General features: G+C 49.8%; 17 protein-coding genes. 1 reads left to right on the top strand and 16 read right to left on the bottom strand.

Annotated features, from left to right (window positions below; translation table 11 throughout):
• Window positions 1-27: 27 nt before the first annotated feature.
• The 15 genes from JOD01_RS08825 to JOD01_RS08895 form a co-directional block, all read right to left on the bottom strand.
• Window positions 28-1,107, bottom strand: coding sequence for an L-threonylcarbamoyladenylate synthase (locus tag JOD01_RS08825; RefSeq protein WP_204517930.1), 1,080 nt, complete (start codon window positions 1,105-1,107; stop codon window positions 28-30).
• A gap of 181 nt (window positions 1,108-1,288) precedes the next feature.
• Complete coding sequence (gene spoIIR / locus JOD01_RS08830; protein WP_204517935.1) at window positions 1,289-1,990, bottom strand: stage II sporulation protein R; 702 nt, start codon at window positions 1,988-1,990, stop codon at window positions 1,289-1,291.
• A 93-nt stretch (window positions 1,991-2,083) separates the two neighbouring features.
• On the bottom strand, window positions 2,084-2,971 hold the full coding sequence (gene prmC / locus JOD01_RS08835; RefSeq protein ID WP_204517939.1) for a peptide chain release factor N(5)-glutamine methyltransferase: 888 nt from the start codon (window positions 2,969-2,971) through the stop codon (window positions 2,084-2,086).
• Window positions 2,958-4,034 (bottom strand): peptide chain release factor 1, encoded by a 1,077-nt coding sequence (prfA, locus tag JOD01_RS08840; protein WP_204517940.1) that lies wholly within the window; start codon window positions 4,032-4,034, stop codon window positions 2,958-2,960. Before prfA ends, prmC begins: the two co-directional genes overlap by 14 nt.
• Window positions 4,035-4,137: 103 nt before the next feature.
• Window positions 4,138-4,635, bottom strand: a complete 498-nt coding sequence (locus tag JOD01_RS08845) for a sporulation protein (RefSeq protein ID WP_204517941.1) — start codon at window positions 4,633-4,635, stop codon at window positions 4,138-4,140.
• Window positions 4,636-4,717: 82 nt separating this feature from the next.
• Window positions 4,718-5,299: a thymidine kinase gene (locus tag JOD01_RS08850; RefSeq protein WP_204517942.1), complete on the bottom strand. Its 582-nt coding sequence runs from the start codon at window positions 5,297-5,299 to the stop codon at window positions 4,718-4,720.
• Between the two features lie 177 nt (window positions 5,300-5,476).
• Complete coding sequence (rpmE, locus tag JOD01_RS08855; RefSeq protein WP_204517947.1) at window positions 5,477-5,677, bottom strand: 50S ribosomal protein L31; 201 nt, start codon at window positions 5,675-5,677, stop codon at window positions 5,477-5,479.
• Window positions 5,678-5,784: 107 nt separating this feature from the next.
• The gene (locus tag JOD01_RS08860; protein WP_204517949.1) at window positions 5,785-7,050 is read right to left on the bottom strand and encodes a radical SAM family protein; all 1,266 of its coding nucleotides are present in this window, start codon (window positions 7,048-7,050) and stop codon (window positions 5,785-5,787) included.
• Between the two features lie 72 nt (window positions 7,051-7,122).
• Complete coding sequence (locus JOD01_RS08865) at window positions 7,123-8,031, bottom strand: M23 family metallopeptidase (RefSeq protein WP_204517951.1); 909 nt, start codon at window positions 8,029-8,031, stop codon at window positions 7,123-7,125.
• A gap of 136 nt (window positions 8,032-8,167) precedes the next feature.
• Window positions 8,168-9,451 (bottom strand): transcription termination factor Rho, encoded by a 1,284-nt coding sequence (gene rho / locus JOD01_RS08870; RefSeq protein WP_204517952.1) that lies wholly within the window; start codon window positions 9,449-9,451, stop codon window positions 8,168-8,170.
• 56 nt (window positions 9,452-9,507) lie between these two features.
• Window positions 9,508-10,470, bottom strand: coding sequence for a class II fructose-bisphosphatase (gene glpX, locus JOD01_RS08875; RefSeq protein ID WP_204517954.1), 963 nt, complete (start codon window positions 10,468-10,470; stop codon window positions 9,508-9,510).
• 24 nt (window positions 10,471-10,494) lie between these two features.
• Window positions 10,495-11,772, bottom strand: a complete 1,278-nt coding sequence (locus JOD01_RS08880; RefSeq protein ID WP_204517959.1) for a UDP-N-acetylglucosamine 1-carboxyvinyltransferase — start codon at window positions 11,770-11,772, stop codon at window positions 10,495-10,497.
• A 163-nt stretch (window positions 11,773-11,935) separates the two neighbouring features.
• Window positions 11,936-12,583 carry a fructose-6-phosphate aldolase gene (gene fsa / locus JOD01_RS08885; protein WP_204517961.1) on the bottom strand — a complete coding sequence of 216 codons (648 nt, stop codon included), beginning with the start codon at window positions 12,581-12,583 and terminating at the stop codon, window positions 11,936-11,938.
• Window positions 12,584-12,598: 15 nt separating this feature from the next.
• Window positions 12,599-13,453 carry a class II fructose-1,6-bisphosphate aldolase gene (locus JOD01_RS08890; RefSeq protein ID WP_204517962.1) on the bottom strand — a complete coding sequence of 285 codons (855 nt, stop codon included), beginning with the start codon at window positions 13,451-13,453 and terminating at the stop codon, window positions 12,599-12,601.
• Between the two features lie 79 nt (window positions 13,454-13,532).
• Entirely contained in the window at window positions 13,533-13,898 is a 366-nt protein-coding gene (locus JOD01_RS08895) for a response regulator (protein WP_204517964.1), read from the bottom strand.
• A 202-nt stretch (window positions 13,899-14,100) separates the two neighbouring features.
• Here JOD01_RS08895 and JOD01_RS08900 point away from each other — a divergent pair, with 202 nt between their 5' ends.
• On the top strand, window positions 14,101-14,898 hold the full coding sequence (locus JOD01_RS08900; RefSeq protein ID WP_204517965.1) for a lipid II flippase family protein: 798 nt from the start codon (window positions 14,101-14,103) through the stop codon (window positions 14,896-14,898).
• Window positions 14,899-15,002: 104 nt separating this feature from the next.
• Here the strand turns inward: JOD01_RS08900 and JOD01_RS08905 are convergent, their stop codons facing one another.
• Window positions 15,003-16,604, bottom strand: coding sequence for a CTP synthase (locus tag JOD01_RS08905; RefSeq protein WP_204517967.1), 1,602 nt, complete (start codon window positions 16,602-16,604; stop codon window positions 15,003-15,005).
• Between the last annotated feature and the right edge of the window lie 86 nt (window positions 16,605-16,690).

Below are 16,690 nucleotides of genomic sequence, written 5' to 3' on the forward strand. Positions count from 1 at the left end.
ATGCGGACAAGAAGGAAAACATGCAGGTTAAACGCGGATAACCTGCCCGCCAGCGGCCTTTTCCATGCGGTTCATGATCGTAATGCCGATTCCCGTTTTAGGAACCGTCATACTGATGATAGATTGAACTTGAAACTCATCAAACATACGCAAACTGGCGTACAAATTTTGCGCTACCGTCTCCAAATGTTGGAGTGAGCCGCAGCTGATCACAATATCGGCGCAAGGCTCAGCCTCCCAGATCGAGGCAAATTCTTCCGGAACGAGCACGCCTGTCTTTAACCCGTTGCTTTTCGCCTGTTCAAGCAATTCTTTCATTTTTACAGCAACTTTATCCGCTTCTCCCTCGACCAGCCACATATCGCCACCGGGTGCGTAATGCGTATATTTCATGCCGGGTGCGCGCGGGGTTTCTCCCGCATCGGCCTGCAGGGCGGGGTCCAGCCTTACTTCCCCAATGACCGCAGCGATTTGCTCCGCGGTTATGCCGCCCGGACGAAGGATCAACGGCGGTTCGACCGTTACATCCAGCACTGTTGATTCCACACCGATTCCGGCAGTGCCTCCATCAATCAAATAAGGAATCCGCCCGTTTAAATCGGTTCGTACATGCTCCGCGGTTGTCGGGCTGGGCTTGCCTGAGCGATTGGCACTTGGCGCTGCTACCGGAACGTTCGCTTGCTTGATCAAGGCAAGCGCTACCGGATGATCCGGCATGCGAACTCCGACCGTATCCAATCCCGCTGTGACGAGATCAGCGACCTGAGCGGATTTTGGCATAATCAAAGTCAGCGGCCCTGGCCAAAACGCCTCGATCAAACGGTTCGCGCGTTCTGATACCTCGCGAACCACCTGCTTCAACTGCGTCAAATCGGCAATATGCACAATCAACGGATTATCGCTCGGTCTTCCTTTGGCCTGATATATTTTTGCCACTGCTTGATCAGACAGCGCATTCGCTCCCAGACCATAGACGGTTTCCGTCGGGAAAGCAACGATCTCTCCCTCGCGCAGCAATTTTGCTCCATCCACAATCTGTGCACAACTTTCCAAACGCTCCACATTTTTATCCACAACAACGACTTTTGTATCAGTTTGTTCCAACATGAGTGCAATCCTTTCCATATCATGGTTCCATCAGCCATTCTTTTTCACAGTATAGAGTTGTTCCAAAAAGTTTTCAACAGCCTGTGGGTAAATTGTGAATAACTTTAAGAGCTTATCCACCTGCGCTTTGTCACCAAGTCAGATTGACCGTGATCCTTCGCCGAAAAACCGAGTCTCTCCCCTAAAACCAGGAAGTTACCATGTCCCAGAAGTAAGAACGCACGCTGATCTCCGGTCCTGCCGATGCCACCGCGACAGTCTCCTCCTTTTTATCCACAAAATCCATAGGTTTATCCACAGTATCCACAGTTTCCTGATCATTGTCCCCAACGATCGTTCTATCATCAAGCAGCTCGGACTTGTCCGTCGGCTTTTCCGCGCTCGGTTCAATCGCATCCCCGTTGGCCATATCGATAAAGCAAAGCGGCGGGAACAGGACACACCACCAGTTTTGCCCTTTTGCCTCGCCAATTCTGACCCGCAGTGCCTCGTAGTTACCCGCCGGATAAACGTAGGAACCGTACAGCTTGGTCGGAAAAGGCACTTGTCCAAAATCGACCACCGCTTTGTAGGCAAATCCTCTCTCGGCGATCGTTTCGTCAACCAATTGCTGCAATTCTGGCAATTTTCCGCGCACGTAAACTTCCGCTTGGTCATACGAATGCAAATCGCTCACCCATTGATTCATTCGGGCAACGATCGCGTCGCGTACTTCCCGCTTTACCCATTGATCCCGAACCGAATCGCTGTTCGCGATAATGCGCAAGCGAATCGACTTTTCCGGAATCGGACCATTATCTATCACATTTGCGGCATTCAACTGATTCTCCCAACTCATCCATGCCACAAGAAATGCTGCCAATAGAAAAAAGAACCGCTTCATGTCCACCGTCTCCCCGTTTTCTGACTTCTCTCTTTACCAGTCAGTATGAACAGAAATTACGGAAAACATACCAGCAGTTCTCTCTTTTTTCTATCAACCTCGCCAACCGAGCACGACTCGCTCAATGCCGGCCAAATCGGCCACAACACAAACCTGGTCGATCGCGCCGGAAGCACGGAGCAGATCGGCAACCACAGGCGCTTGATAAATCCCTACTTCAAACCCTACCAACGCCTTGGGGCGGAGGATTTGCGGGAGTTGTGCACAAAGCTGGCGGTAACAGTCTAATCCATCTTCGCCGCCATCCAAGGCCAGCCTTGGTTCAAAATCGCGCACTTCCCGATCCAGTTCATCGACGTCCTCGCTAGGAATATAAGGCGGATTGGACACCAAAATGTCCATCTGCTCGCCGGACTGCAAGATCGGGCTCAATAAATCACCTTGCAAAAAGCGGACCCGCTCATCAACACCGAGTCGTTTGCTGTTGCGTTTGGCGATCGCGATCGCTTCAGCGGACAGATCGATTGTCGTTACCTGCCAATCGGGACGCTCACATGCCAGCGTCAAGGCAATCGCACCGCTGCCGGTGCCCACATCGGTTACTTGCAGCGCCTCCCCCGCAGGCCAGAGTTGATCGGCCCGCAGCAAAATTTGCTCGATCAAAATTTCCGTTTCCGGGCGAGGTATCAACACACCCGGGCCAACAGAAAATGGACGCCCGTAAAATTCCTGTTCCGCCAGCATATACTGAATCGGTTCATGGGCTGCTCTGCGTTTACAGAGAGTCTCCAACCGCTCCAACGCATCCGCTGCCATCCGTTCGTGCAACGAGGCAAGAAACGTCGTCCGATTCATGTCCAGGCAATGTCGCAGCAACAGCTCCGCTTCAAAACGGGGGTCCTTTGTTCCGGCCTCGCGTAAAAACGAAGAAGCCCACTGCAGGGCCTCTTGAATGGTATAAAGCTGATTACGCGGTTGCATGCTGACTTTTCAAGAGCTCTGTTTGCTCATGCATGATCAGATTATCAATGACTTCGTCCAGTTCTCCCGCCAAAATTGATTCCAAACGGTGCAAGGTCAAACCAATCCGGTGGTCTGTCACACGGCTTTGCGGGAAATTGTAGGTGCGAATCCGTTCGCTGCGGTCCCCGGTTCCGACCAGACTGCGCCGTGCAGCATCTTGCTCCGCCATCGCCTGTTGCTGATAGAAGTCAAACAAACGCGCGCGCAAAACCCGAAGCGCCTTATCCTTATTGGAGTTTTGCGATTTCTCGTCCTGGCAGGAAACGACGATACCGGTCGGGATATGCGTTACGCGAACGGCCGATTTGGTCGTGTTTACGCTCTGACCGCCTGCACCGCTGGAACAGAACGTATCCACCCGAATGTCTTTTTCGTTGATTTCCACTTCCAGATCTTCTGCTTCCGGCAGCACAATCACTGTGGAAGTCGACGTGTGGATCCGGCCGCCGGATTCGGTTGAAGGAATCCGTTGTACACGGTGTGCGCCGCTTTCAAATTTCAATTTGGAGTAGGCGCCGTGGCCGCTGACAGAAAAAATAATCTCCTTGAAACCGCCGATATCGGTCGGATTTGCCTCCAATACCTCCACACGGAAACCTTGCCGTTCGGCATAACGGGTATACATCCGGTAGAGATCGGCCGCAAACAAGGCAGCTTCGTCACCGCCGGCAGCCCCGCGAATCTCGACAATGACGTTCTTGTCATCGTTTGGATCTTTCGGCAACAACAAGATTTTCAAACGATTCTCCAGTTGTTCCTTGCGTTTGCTCAGCTCGGAAATCTCCAGCTTGACCATATCGCGCATTTCGTCGTCGAGTTTTTCTTCCAACATCGCCTTGGCGTCGTCCAGCTGCGAGTTGACAGATTTATATTCACGATAAACCGCAACGGTTTCTTCCAATGACCGCTGCTCTTTGGAAAGGTCCCGTAATTTTTTCGTGTCGCTGATAATATCGGGGTCACAGAGTAAATTGGTTACTTCTTCATAACGCTCTTCAACAGCAGATAAGCGTGCAAACATTGCTTTCACCCCTTATCCAAAATGCTTTATAACATTATAATTATAGTAAATCGCGGACAAAAAGTAAATATAGAAAAGCCCGGCAAATGCCGAGCCCGCACCGTTAGCGAACGAATCCATCATTTGAGGTGATGTGAAAATCATAACGGGGTACTTTTTGCCTCAGCCTGGCGATTACTTCTCGCTCAATAGACCGGGCCTGGCCGGCTGTCACGTTTGGAACCAAATCCAAGGTAACATATGCGTTTCCGCCGTGAAGGGTGACACGGGCGTTTTCCACTCCGTTGACGCTTTTTGCCATCATGACCATGTTTTCAATATCAACCCGATTGTTGATTACCGCGGAATGGCCGATGCGCAGATTCGGGTTTTGGTTGCGCCCCATTACATGATCACGATCCTCAATCGCCGGTGCTTGTCTGTCCAACTCGTCGTGATTGCGGTCGTTGATCAGCGTCGCGTTCGCCTGTGGATCGAGGCTGCGCGTACCCATGCTCCGCTGCTGGACATCGTTGCGGCCACATCCGGCGAGAGCGACGGCAATCAGACCGACAATGACCGTTCGAAGCAGCAGGTTGTAAACAAGCATCTTCCGTTGCATGAAAAAGCCACCTCCTGTTTTGCCTAGTTTGCGCATCTGTCAGATGGAGCATGCAAAAAGAAGGTGGCTTTGTTGCTGCTATTCATTTCCGTTCCATTGCAGGCGGATGATAGTAGTGCTGCCGACATACACTGCTATATGTATCATTGCCGCCAATTTCAATCGTTTCTCCGGTATAGACGGGTTGTCCATTTTTGTATTTCAATATATGCGTCGCTTTCTTATTGCAAAAGACGCAGACCGTCTTGATCTCCTCAATTTTATCTGCTTCCGACAACAAATATTGGGTACCCTCAAACAGCTCATTTTTGAAATTCTTCAGCAATCCGTACACAATTACCGGTATGTCCAGTTCATCCACAATCAAAGTCAATTGCTTAACGTGTTGACGATGCAAAAATTGCCCCTCGTCCACCAGCACGCAATGCGGCTTTTCCGCTTCGCCCAAGACGATGGCAAAAATATCGGTGTCATTGCCGATCGGGATCGCGTCGCGGCTGATACCTACACGGGAAGCGACCTTGCCTACGCCAAAACGGTCATCGATTGCCGGCGTGAACACCATCACTTTCTTTCCCGACTGTTCATAGTTGTGGGCAACCGTTAACAATTGAATCGATTTGGAAGCGTTCATTGCTCCGTAGCGAAAGTACAATTGTGCCAATTTTGCGTTCTCCCTCTAACCTCAACGGTTCCTGTTTTTTTCCTTCACCACAAAAAGAATAGCAAGATCGACCAGAAAAACAAGACTTGAAAAAGCAGAATACCACTTGGCGGCAACTTTCGGCAAAAACAAAACCAGGCAGATTTCTCCACCTGGTTTTGAGAGCACTCAATCTTATTAGGAAAGATTGTATTTGCGTTTGAAACGATCTACACGGCCACCAGCATCTACAAATTTTTGTTTACCTGTGAAGAATGGGTGACAGTTAGAGCAAATCTCTACACGAAGAGCTTGTTTCACAGAACCGGATTCAAACTCATTACCGCAAGCACAGGTAACTTTTACTACATTGTAGTTTGGATGAATACCTTGTTTCATTATTTTCACACCCTCTTTTCCGCCCTGAATCGTTTGCCGAAACAGAGTTATATAAAACGCATGTATTAAATATTAACACGAAATATATTCGTTTGCAACTTCCTCTATCAGACCAAATTTTTCCGGCGGCGCAATTCTTGCGGCGGAACATGGGTAAACGATCCGATGATCACATCCGGCAGTTCTTGCTGATAGATCTCGATTGCCTGCTTCATGCCGAAAATTTCTCCCTGAGCCTTGGGAATCATGGCCAAATAACTTTCCGGATCGATGTTGAGATTGCGAAGTTGAATCAATTTGATCCCGGTTCGGCGAATGAACTTGATCATCGCTTCCATCTCTTCCTCACGGTCAAACACGCCCGGGAAACAGAGATAGTTGATCGAGGTGTAAACACCTTTCGCAGCGGCATACTCGGCCGATCGCGCCACGTTTTCCAAAGTGTAGTGACGAGGACGGTAATACGCATTATAATGTTCATCGATCGCGCTGATAATACTGACTCGCATCAAGTCCAATCCGGCATCAACGATCCCTTTGATGTGATCAGTCAGACCGGCATTGGTATTGATATTGATATAGCCCATATCGGTTTGCTGACGGACTCTGCGCATCGCCGGTATAATCAGGGAAGCCATCGTCGAAGGCTCTCCTTCGCATCCTTGGCCAAAGCTGATGATGCTCTCCGGTGTTTGCAAATGGTGCAGCATCACTTCGACCAACTCGTCTTCCGTCGGTTTAAAATTCATCCGCGTTTGCGGCGACGGGAATCCGCTGTCTTCCGGCTGTTCGGAAATACAGCCGTAACAGCCGGCATTGCACGTATAGGAAACCGGCAAGCTGCCTTCCCAGCGGTGGAAAAAGTTGTTGGAAGCCGTCAAACATTCATATTCCAGCGCACAATGGGACAAATGCTTTAATATCCGGTTGTCCGGAAAAGCGGTCAATGTCTCCTGCACACGGTTGCGCAGCTCGTCCATCGGGAAATTTTCCGGATTCCATTTATGCGGTTCGTCGCTTTTTCGTCCAGCAATCCAAAACCCGCCATCTTTCCACACGACCGCTGTATAGCCGAATAGCGGAAATTTGCTATCTTTGTTCGTCTTGACATACCCGGGCAAGAGCAACCGCGTGTACCCTTGCGGAATCAGCGCGCCAACCGCGGTATAACCGTCAAGTTTCAGCATTTCCCCCGTATCAGGGTCCAGTCCGACCGGCACGGTTTCCGGCAAGCTGACCAACGTCGCCCCATCCGGCAGGGGAATTAACTCTTCTTCCAATATTTCAACCAATATATCACCGTTGCGGCCAACGGCTAAAATGCCCGGGTGATCATAAACTTGACCTTTCCCATCTGCATAAACTAAATTCATTTGTGTATCGCCTCACTTCTTGACCATTCCAATCATTTTACCTTATTGGCGAGGCGATGTAAATGTGAAGCATTACCTGCTCAGGTAACGGAGTGGATTTACCGGCACATTATCCTGCCGCACTTCAAAATGAAGGTGATACCCGGTGGAGTCGCCGGTGTTGCCCATATATCCCAAAACATCGCCACGATTGACGATCTGGCCGACATATACAGAAATTTTCCGCATATGGGCATAAAAAGTTTGCAAACCGTCTCTATGATCCAGTACCACCAAAAATCCGTAGCCGCCATTATTGGCTCCGGCTTGCACAACTGTTCCTTCTCTTGCGGCGCGAATCGGCGTCTGCTCTTCCGCCTGATTCCACAGATCCAACCCTTTGTGCATTTTCCCCCACCTGCTGCCAAACCCGCTGGTAATGGTTGGCGAATCAATCGGCCAATCCATCGTGCGGCTTCTCGTTGCTTTTCGACTGGCCAACTGCGCCATCTGTTTTCGCAGCTGCACATTGCCGGCAAGCAGCGGTCTGCTGACCGGCAGAGGCACATAGACCGTCTGTCCCACGTAGAGATTGTCCGGCATCAATCTGAGCAAAGGGTTGCGGTCAATCAAAAGTTCTTTTCTGACTTGATATCGTCTGGCAATGCTGTCGAGCGTCTCGTCGCGGGCAACTGTGTGCGCGATCTCGTTGCGGCGAATATTGAGCTTGATTCCGATCCCCACCATATTGGGATTGTTTAGCCGATTTTCTTCAATGAGATCTTTTAAATCAACACCATATTTGTAAGCAATTTCCGAGAGGGTGTCTCCCGGCTGAACCATATACGTAATCACCGTGTTTTGCACGGCATTCTGCGGCTTAGTATCTTGCAAGGCAGCATACGGATTAAACGTCTGCAGCAAGGTCTGCTCGACCACAGACCGTTTTGCCTCCTCCTGGCTGCTCCAGTTGGACGGCAAGTCCGAATCGTAGATTTCCATCTCGGGTCCCTCCTCTGCCTACTCTATTTTTCTACTTTATGCGTTCAGAACCCAAATATGACCGTTGCCCCGCGTTTTTGACCATAAAAAAACTCGGCACCTGCGATCCGTGCCGAGTGGCAGCGAGGTCTACGATCTACGAACTCGCCGATGTATTGGTTGTTTTCGTTTGGCTTCGCCCATTCTTCGTTTCAATGGATTGCAAAAACTCAACATTGGTTTTTGACTCGGCCAATTTTTTCAAGAAAGCTTCCACATAATCATGGCTTTCATTCATGTTTTTGCGGATTGCCCAGAGTTTATCCAATTCTTCTTTGCTGAGCAATAATTCTTCACGGCGCGTACCGGAACGGCGAATATCAATCGCCGGGAAGATTCTCCGTTCGGACAGTTTCCGGTCAAGATGCAACTCCATGTTGCCCGTTCCTTTAAACTCCTCATAAATCACATCATCCATGCGGGAACCGGTTTCGACGAGCGCTGTGGCCAAAATCGTCAAACTGCCTCCCTCTTCGATGTTGCGGGCTGAACCAAAGAAACGCTTAGGCCGGTGAAAGGCTGCTGGATCAATACCGCCTGACAACGTTCGTCCGCTTGGCGGGATGACCAGGTTGTAGGCCCGGGCCAATCGGGTAATGGAATCGAGCAAAATTACCACGTCTTTTTTATGCTCAACCAGCCGCTTTGCCCTTTCCAGAACAAGCTCCGCCACTTTGATGTGGTTTTCCGGCAGTTCGTCAAACGTCGAGGCAATGACTTCGCCGTTCACCGAGCGCTGCATGTCGGTTACTTCTTCCGGACGTTCATCAATCAGCAAAACGAACAAATGAATATCAGGGTGATTGTCTGTAATGCTATTGGCAATCTCTTTTAACAACATGGTTTTTCCGGCTTTTGGCGGCGCAACGATCAGACCGCGTTGTCCAAGTCCAACCGGAGCGATCAGATCCATCAATCGCGCGGAGATTCTCGTAGGTTCTGTTTCCAGAACAAGCTTTTTTTGAGGATAAAGCGGTGTAAGGGCGGGGAAGTGAAGACGTTCTGCAGCGAGATCGGGGTCATGTCCATTTACTGCCTCAACCTGCAACAGTCCGAAATACCGTTCGTTTTCCTTCGGGGGACGAACCTTTCCTGAAACAAGATCTCCTGTTCTCAGGTCGAACCGTCTGATTTGCGATTGTGAAATATAAATGTCTTCGGAGCTTGGCAGATAGTTAATCGGTCGCAAAAAGCCGTACCCTTCGGAGAGAATCTCCAGCACACCCTCCATAAACATTAACCCATCTCGTTCAGCCCTTGCCCGTAGGATTGCAAAAATCAATTCTTTCTTCTTCATCTGTGAATAGTAAGGAATCTGGTACTCTTTGGCGAGCTTATACAGCTCAGTCAGTTTCTTTTCCTCTAGTTCTGATATTAACACTAATTATTCCACCACTCTTTATATCATCTCGTTTTCATTCTTGTCTGTTCTTTGCTTTACCATACAAGCCGAGGCTTGCGCTCTAAGCGGTGGGTACCATCAATAAAACGGATCGTCCCTGTTTTGGCTCGCATAACCACCGAATGAGTCGTCGCCGTGTTCCCCTGAAAACGAACGCCACGCAGCAGCTCCCCGTCGGTCACCCCGGTCGCTGCAAAGATTGCATCGTCTCCGCGAACCAAATCATGCATAAACAGGACTTGATAAGGATCAGCCAAGCCCATTTTCTTGCATCGCTCGACTTCCGCTTCATTTTGCGGCAACAATTTTCCCTGGATTTCTCCTCCCAGGCATTTCAAGGCAACAGCAGCGAGCACACCTTCGGGAGCGCCGCCGGAACCAAACAAAATATCCACGCCAGTGTCGGGAAAAGCGGTATTGATTGCAGCCGCCACGTCTCCATCCGGAATCAGTTTGATTCTTGCTCCCGCTTTCCGGATTTGTTCGATAATGGATGAATGGCGATCGCGATCGAGGACCACTGCCACCAGATCGCTGATATCCTTGTTCAACGCCTGGGCCACTGCCTTCAAATTGTCTTCCACCGGTGCATTGATGTCGATTTTCCCGACTGCCTTGGGTCCAACCGCAATCTTTTCCATATACATGTCAGGCGCGTGCAATAAGTTTCCGCGATCGGCAATGGCAATGACCGAGATGGCATTCCATGTCCCTTTTGCCACGATATTGGTCCCTTCTAAAGGGTCGACCGCCACGTCAACACGCGGCTCTACGCCTTGGCCAAGCTGTTCTCCGATATAAAGCATTGGCGCCTCGTCCATTTCACCTTCGCCAATAACTACCACGCCATCCATTGGCACATTTTCAAATTCTTTTCGCATTGCGGTTGTAGCTGCATCGTCAGCCTCGTCTTTTTTACCCAGCCCCATCCAGCGAGCTGAAGCAAGCGCGGCTGCTTCTGTAACCCGTACCAATTCAAGCGACAAGCTGCGTTCCATCGTCAGTTCTCCTCCCACGGGTTGTTAACACTTTATGTTTTCTGTACCGTTCGATGACAAGCGTCGAACGATCGCTCCCAGTTGCTGCAATTTTCCCACAAGATTCTCATACCCGCGATCAATATGTTCCAAACCATCCAGTTGAGCAACACCTTCGGCGACAAGCGCGGCAATAACGAGTGCAGCACCGGCGCGCAGGTCGGACGCAATTACTTTCGCTCCCAACAGACTGCTGCCGCCTTCAATAACCGCCGAACGTCCCTCTACCTTAATATTTGCGCCCATCCGGCGCAATTCGTCGATATGCCGGAAACGGTGCCCATATATGTTATCGGTTACAATACTCGTTCCTTTAGCCAAAGTTAGCAAGGATGTAATCGGTTGTTGCAAATCAGTGGGGAATCCGGGATAAGGGCTGGTCTTAATATCGACAGCACGGTAATTTTCCTGGCCGATGACCCGAATGGTGTCATCCCCTTCTTCTACCGTTACGCCGATTTCGCGGAGCTTGGCTGTCACCGATTCCAAATGTTTTGGAATTACATTTTCCAGCGTGACATCTCCACGCGTGGCTGCTGCCGCAATCATATAGGTGCCCGCTTCAATTCGATCGGGGATAATCGTATGGCGGCAACCGCTCAGCTTGCTTACCCCTTGTATCCGAATGACGTCGGTACCCGCGCCCTTGATGTCCGCTCCCATATTGTTCAAAAGCGTCGCTACGTCAACGATCTCCGGCTCTCTGGCCGCATTTTCGATCACGGTCGTTCCTTCCGCTTTCGTTGCCGCCAGCATAATGTTGATGGTCGCACCAACACTAACCGTGTCCAGGTAAATCCGTGCTCCACGAAGACGTTCTGCTTTGATAATCATGACGCCGTTGTGATTGTGCACCTCCGCGCCCAGTGCCTCAAAACCTTTGATGTGCAGATCTACCGGACGTGGCCCCAGATCGCAACCTCCCGGCATCCCGATTCTCGCTTCACCAAACTTGCCCAATAAAGCTCCCCACAAATAATAAGAAGCCCGCAGCTTTTTCACCTTGCCATTGGGCATTTCCATCAGTTTCATCGGACGACTGTCCACTTCCATCCAATCTTCCTCGAACAGCACATCTACACCCATCTCGCGCAACAACTCATAATAAATACCGACATCCTGTATGCTGGGCAAATTTTCAATGACCACAGGCCCATCAGCCAGCAAAGCAGCAGGAATAAGCGCCACCGCACTGTTTTTTGCCCCGCTGATGGTGACATGTCCCGCGAGCGGCTTGCCTCCATTGATAAACAGCTTTTCCATATTCGGTTCTCCTCGGGCTCATCTGTTTTTCATCGATACTCACACTATCTTGTTGCCAGTTGGACCACATAGCCGCTTTCGGGAAAGGAGCACCTTCTCCACTGGAAAAGGTGCTCGATCACAAATCGTCAAGTTCGAAGATTCCTCTTCGGCCAGTCCGTCCTTATTCCTTTTTCATGCTTGCCCAATCCGCCAAAAACTTTTGCAAACCGCTCTCTGTCAGCGGGTGGACCAACAGTTGTTTGAACACTTTAAACGGTATCGTGGCAAATTCCGCTCCGCGCCGCGCCGCTTCAGTTACGTGAACAGGATGGCGAACGCTGGCGGCGATAATTTCCGTTTCAATGCCATGCACCGCAAAAATTTCCGAAATTTCACTGATCAACCGCAACCCGTCCTGACCAATGTCATCCAGACGGCCGACGAACGGAGAGACATACGTTGCCCCTGCGCGCGCCGCCAGCAACGCCTGGTTGGCGTTGAAGATCAGCGTTACGTTGGTTCTGATTTTTTGTTTCTTGAAATGTTTGACCGCCTTCAGACCTTCTTCGGTCATCGGGATCTTGATGACGATGTTTTTGGACAAGGAGGCCAGTTTTTCGCCTTCCTCAATCATCCCTTTGGCGTCAGTACTGATCACCTCAGCACTGATCGGCCCGTCGACAATATCGATAATCTCTTTGAGCGTCTCGATAAAATCGCGGCCTTCCTTGGCCACAAGCGAAGGGTTGGTCGTGACTCCGGCCAAAACACCCCACTCATGAATCTGACGTATCTCTTCGACGTTGGCTGTATCAATCAGAAATTTCATGAATACCCTCCTGCTTTATACGCGGTTGTTGCTGCCGAACAACCGAATTTTTCCCCTCACAACCTCTTTGATTGCTTCGCGTGCAGGACCGAGATATTTACGCGGATCGATTTCATTCGGTTTTGCGTTCAAGATGTCGCGGATCGTTTGCGTGCAAGCTACCTGGTTTTCCGTGTTGACATTGATTTTGCCAACACCCAGACTGATCGCTTTTTTGATCGCTTCATCAGGCACACCGGAACCGCCATGAAGCACGATCGGCGCGCCTATATTTTTCGCTACTTCTTCGATAATATCGTAGTGAATCTTCGGTTCGCCTTTATACATACCGTGAGCAGTTCCAACGGCAATCGCTACATAATCCACTTTTGTCTCTTCCCAGAAACGAATCGCTTCTTCCGGTTTTGCCAAAGCGGCATCTTTCTCATCAACAGAAAGATCGTCTTCCACACCGCCAATTGTACCCAACTCACCTTCTACAGATACGCCAACGGCATGGGCTGCTTCCACCACCTTTTTCGTCAAGCGAATGTTTTCTTCATACGGGTAATGAGAACCGTCAAACATTACGGAAGAAAAGCCGGCGCGAATGCATTTCATTACCACATCGAAGCTGCTCCCGTGATCCAGGTGAAGCGCAATCGGTACACCCGCGCGTTCAGCGGCTACTTTGGCGATGGCGACTGTATAATCCAGTCCCATATATTTCATTGCCCCTTCGGACACGCCAAAGATAACCGGGGATTTCTCTTCAGCGGCAGCCTCTGTAATCGCTTGCGTAAATTCAAGATTATTAAGGTTGAATTGTCCAACAGCGTACTTGTTCTTTTTGGCATCCTCTATAAAAGCGGTCATAGGTACCAATGGCATGATTAATATGGCTCCTCCCATAGTGAACTGGTGTGTGACTTGGCTTATTATACCACAACGAAAAATTTCTTAACAGATTTTAGCCAACAAGTTGCTGACTCACAGCCAAGCGAAGTTCGTCAATGTCAAACGGCTTCGTAAAATGAGTAAGCGCTCCCAGTTGCGTTGCCTCTTTGATCATGTCCAATTCACCGTAAGCCGTCATCATGATCACTTTAATATCCTGGTTAATTTTTTTGATGTGCTTTAATATTTCTATGCCATCCATGCCAGGAATTTTCATATCGAGGATCACCAGATCGGGAGATTCTTTTTCGACGATCTCCAAGGCCATTTTTCCGTTTGCAGCTTGGAACGTTTTGTAACCCTCTTTGCCCAGCACCTCATACAAAAGGATCCGAATGCCATATTGATCATCAACAACCAAAACTTTTTTCTCCTGCATCACAAGATTCCCCCCGCACATCTTCTGTATTTATTAATTACTGTTTAATACGAGTTATCAATAGGAAAATCCTGCCTGTCGCTAGATTTTTTTAAAATCCTTATAAACAACTGCTGCCACTTCTGGGAAAACACTCCGGAATATTGTACAATTAGGAACTGCTGAATGTTGTTATTTGCCGGTGGCACGGGAGGGTTCCCAAGTGTTTGAACATGTCCTGCTTATCTCCTTCTTTACTTTAATTATACATACATCGGAAACGCTTTCCTATGCAATCCGGCTGGCGGGAGTCCGCACCGGGAAACTGGCTGTCGCCCTGTCGTTGACCGGAGCGATCGTGCTAGTTTCGCGCACCTCCAATATGTTGCAAGGGCCGATGTTGGGCGGATTGATTGACATGGCGGGCAAATTGCATTTTGATGTGCAAAATGACTTGCGCATCGTCATCGCGGCCGCTTCCGTCGGAACTGCTTTGGCGATTCTGCTGTTCCCCACGGCCGTAGCCTTGTCGACTCGGCTGATCGCCCATCTCGAAGTGGCTGGTTCGATACCGCAGATGCTGAAAAATTCCGTTTCCCTGCAAAGCATCAAACACGCCGGCCACCATCTGCGACTGCCCAGATGGGAAATGCTCAGCCGTTTTCGACTGGGCAGTGCGCCGGTTCGGCTGTTGATCTTGAATTGCATCGTCACCTCGATCTTTACGGTCAGCGTCTTGGCTGCCCTGTATGCCTCCTTGCTAAATCCTGAATATAAATTGGCGGTAACGATGTCGTCCGGGTTGATCAACGGGTTTGCCACGATCATCTTTACCATTCTGATTGATCCGCAGGTCGCCTTGCTGACCGACAGAGCGATGCAAGGAAAAACCGGTCAGGAAGATATTCAAAAGACACTGGTCTGGTTAATGTTTTCCCGTTTCTTCGGCACGCTGCTCGGCCAGGTGATTTTTGTTCCCGCCGCATATTGGGTTGCCTGGATCGGCCCTTTGTTTCATTGACCATCCGCCACCATGAGCGAGCAATTAAAAACGCACCTTCATCCCGCGGGAAAAGGTGCGTTTGTTTTTGAGTTATGTGTAAAGAGGCAATACTTGCCCCTCCATTATCGTTTATGTGCGAGCGACGCTTTGACAAATTCGCGGAACAGCGGCTGCGGCCGGTTCGGACGGGAAGTGAATTCCGGATGGAATTGCGTTGCCACGAACCAAGGGTGATCCGGAATCTCTACAACCTCCACCAATCTGCCGTCAGGTGTCGTGCCGGATACACGCAGGCCAAGGCTGGTCAACCGCTCGCGATATTCATTGTTCACTTCATAACGGTGCCGATGCCGTTCATAGATGAGCGAACTGTTATACGCTTGCTCCGCCAAACTGCCCTCGACCAGCTTGCTCGGTCCGAGTCCCAGGCGCATCGTACCGCCTTTGTCCTCGATCTCTTTTTGTTCCGGCAGCAAATCAATTACCGGATACTTGGTGTTTGGATTGATTTCCGAACTGTTGGCCCCTTCCATGCCGGCCACATTGCGCGCATATTCAATGACCGCAATTTGCATGCCGAGGCAAATGCCCAGGAACGGAACTTTCTTTTCCCGCGCGTAACGTGTCGCCTCAATTTTCCCTTCAATGCCGCGATCGCCAAATCCGCCCGGAACCAAAATTCCGTCAACATCGCCCAGCAATTGTTCAACATTTTGGCTCGTTACCTCTTCCGCGCTGACCCATTTGATCTCGATGTCCGTATCGTTCGCATAGCCGGCATGATACAACGCTTCGGCAACAGACAGATAAGCATCATGCAATTCTACATATTTCCCGACGATGGCGATCCGGGTTGTATGCTGCAAGTTTTTGATTCTGTCTACCAATTGCTTCCACTCGGTCATATCAGCTTCGGAACAAGTCAGTCCCAGATGACGGCAGACGTAGTCATCCAATCCTTGCGCCTGATATTGCAACGGCACTTCATACAACGTTTCCGCATCGATCCCTTCGATCACTGCATTTTTGTCAATGTCACAGAAAAGCGCCAGTTTGTCTTTCATCTCTTGGGAAAGCGGATGCTCTGTCCGGGTTACAATCACATTTGGCTGAATCCCCAAACTGCGCAGTTCTTTCACGCTGTGCTGGGTAGGTTTGGTTTTCATTTCACCCGCCGCCTTGATATACGGGATCAAGGTTACGTGAATGTACATGACATTTTCGCGGCCAATATCGCTTTTAATTTGGCGAATCGCCTCCAGGAAAGGCAAACTCTCGATATCCCCTACAGTCCCGCCGATTTCCGTAATGACTACGTCAGCACCGGTTTCCCGTCCTGCGCGGAACACGCGTTCTTTAATCTCATTAGTGATATGCGGGATTACTTGAACGGTTCCGCCAAGGTAGTCGCCTCTCCGTTCTTTGGCGATTACAGCCGAATAGATTTTCCCTGTTGTCACGTTGGAGTTGGCGTTGAGATTGATATCAATAAAACGCTCATAGTGACCCAAATCGAGGTCAGTCTCAGCCCCGTCATCGGTCACAAACACTTCACCATGTTGGTATGGGCTCATCGTTCCCGGATCGACGTTAATGTATGGGTCAAATTTTTGCAATGTTACCTTCAGACCTCTGTTTTTCAATAATCGACCGAGCGACGCTGCGGTGATCCCCTTACCCAGTGAGGATACAACCCCACCTGTCACAAAAATATACTTCGCCATCGTTTTAGTCCCCTCTTTCCCCTGTTCCAATATATCAATAATCAATGCGAATGATTGACGAGACGGCTTTAAAAAAGAAAAAACAA

This window comes from Brevibacillus fulvus (assembly GCF_016908525.1).
Classification (GTDB): domain Bacteria; phylum Bacillota; class Bacilli; order Brevibacillales; family Brevibacillaceae; genus Brevibacillus_G; species Brevibacillus_G fulvus.

Excerpts from the sequence above, each read along its gene's own strand:
- JOD01_RS08880 (WP_204517959.1), bottom strand. The coding sequence starts at position 11,772 with ATGGAAAAGCTGTTTATCAATGGAGGCAAGCCGCTCGCGGGACATGTC.
- JOD01_RS08890 (WP_204517962.1), bottom strand. The coding sequence starts at position 13,453 with ATGCCATTGGTACCTATGACCGCTTTTATAGAGGATGCCAAAAAGAAC.
- glpX (WP_204517954.1), bottom strand. The coding sequence starts at position 10,470 with ATGGAACGCAGCTTGTCGCTTGAATTGGTACGGGTTACAGAAGCAGCC.
- JOD01_RS08895 (WP_204517964.1), bottom strand. The coding sequence starts at position 13,898 with ATGCAGGAGAAAAAAGTTTTGGTTGTTGATGATCAATATGGCATTCGG.
- JOD01_RS08845 (WP_204517941.1), bottom strand. The coding sequence starts at position 4,635 with ATGCAACGGAAGATGCTTGTTTACAACCTGCTGCTTCGAACGGTCATT.
- prmC (WP_204517939.1), bottom strand. The coding sequence starts at position 2,971 with ATGCAACCGCGTAATCAGCTTTATACCATTCAAGAGGCCCTGCAGTGG.
- JOD01_RS08865 (WP_204517951.1), bottom strand. The coding sequence starts at position 8,031 with ATGGAAATCTACGATTCGGACTTGCCGTCCAACTGGAGCAGCCAGGAG.
- JOD01_RS08905 (WP_204517967.1), bottom strand. The coding sequence starts at position 16,604 with ATGGCGAAGTATATTTTTGTGACAGGTGGGGTTGTATCCTCACTGGGT.
- rpmE (WP_204517947.1), bottom strand. The coding sequence starts at position 5,677 with ATGAAACAAGGTATTCATCCAAACTACAATGTAGTAAAAGTTACCTGT.
- JOD01_RS08860 (WP_204517949.1), bottom strand. The coding sequence starts at position 7,050 with ATGAATTTAGTTTATGCAGATGGGAAAGGTCAAGTTTATGATCACCCG.
- spoIIR (WP_204517935.1), bottom strand. The coding sequence starts at position 1,990 with ATGAAGCGGTTCTTTTTTCTATTGGCAGCATTTCTTGTGGCATGGATG.
- fsa (WP_204517961.1), bottom strand. The coding sequence starts at position 12,583 with ATGAAATTTCTGATTGATACAGCCAACGTCGAAGAGATACGTCAGATT.
- JOD01_RS08825 (WP_204517930.1), bottom strand. The coding sequence starts at position 1,107 with ATGTTGGAACAAACTGATACAAAAGTCGTTGTTGTGGATAAAAATGTG.
- prfA (WP_204517940.1), bottom strand. The coding sequence starts at position 4,034 with ATGTTTGCACGCTTATCTGCTGTTGAAGAGCGTTATGAAGAAGTAACC.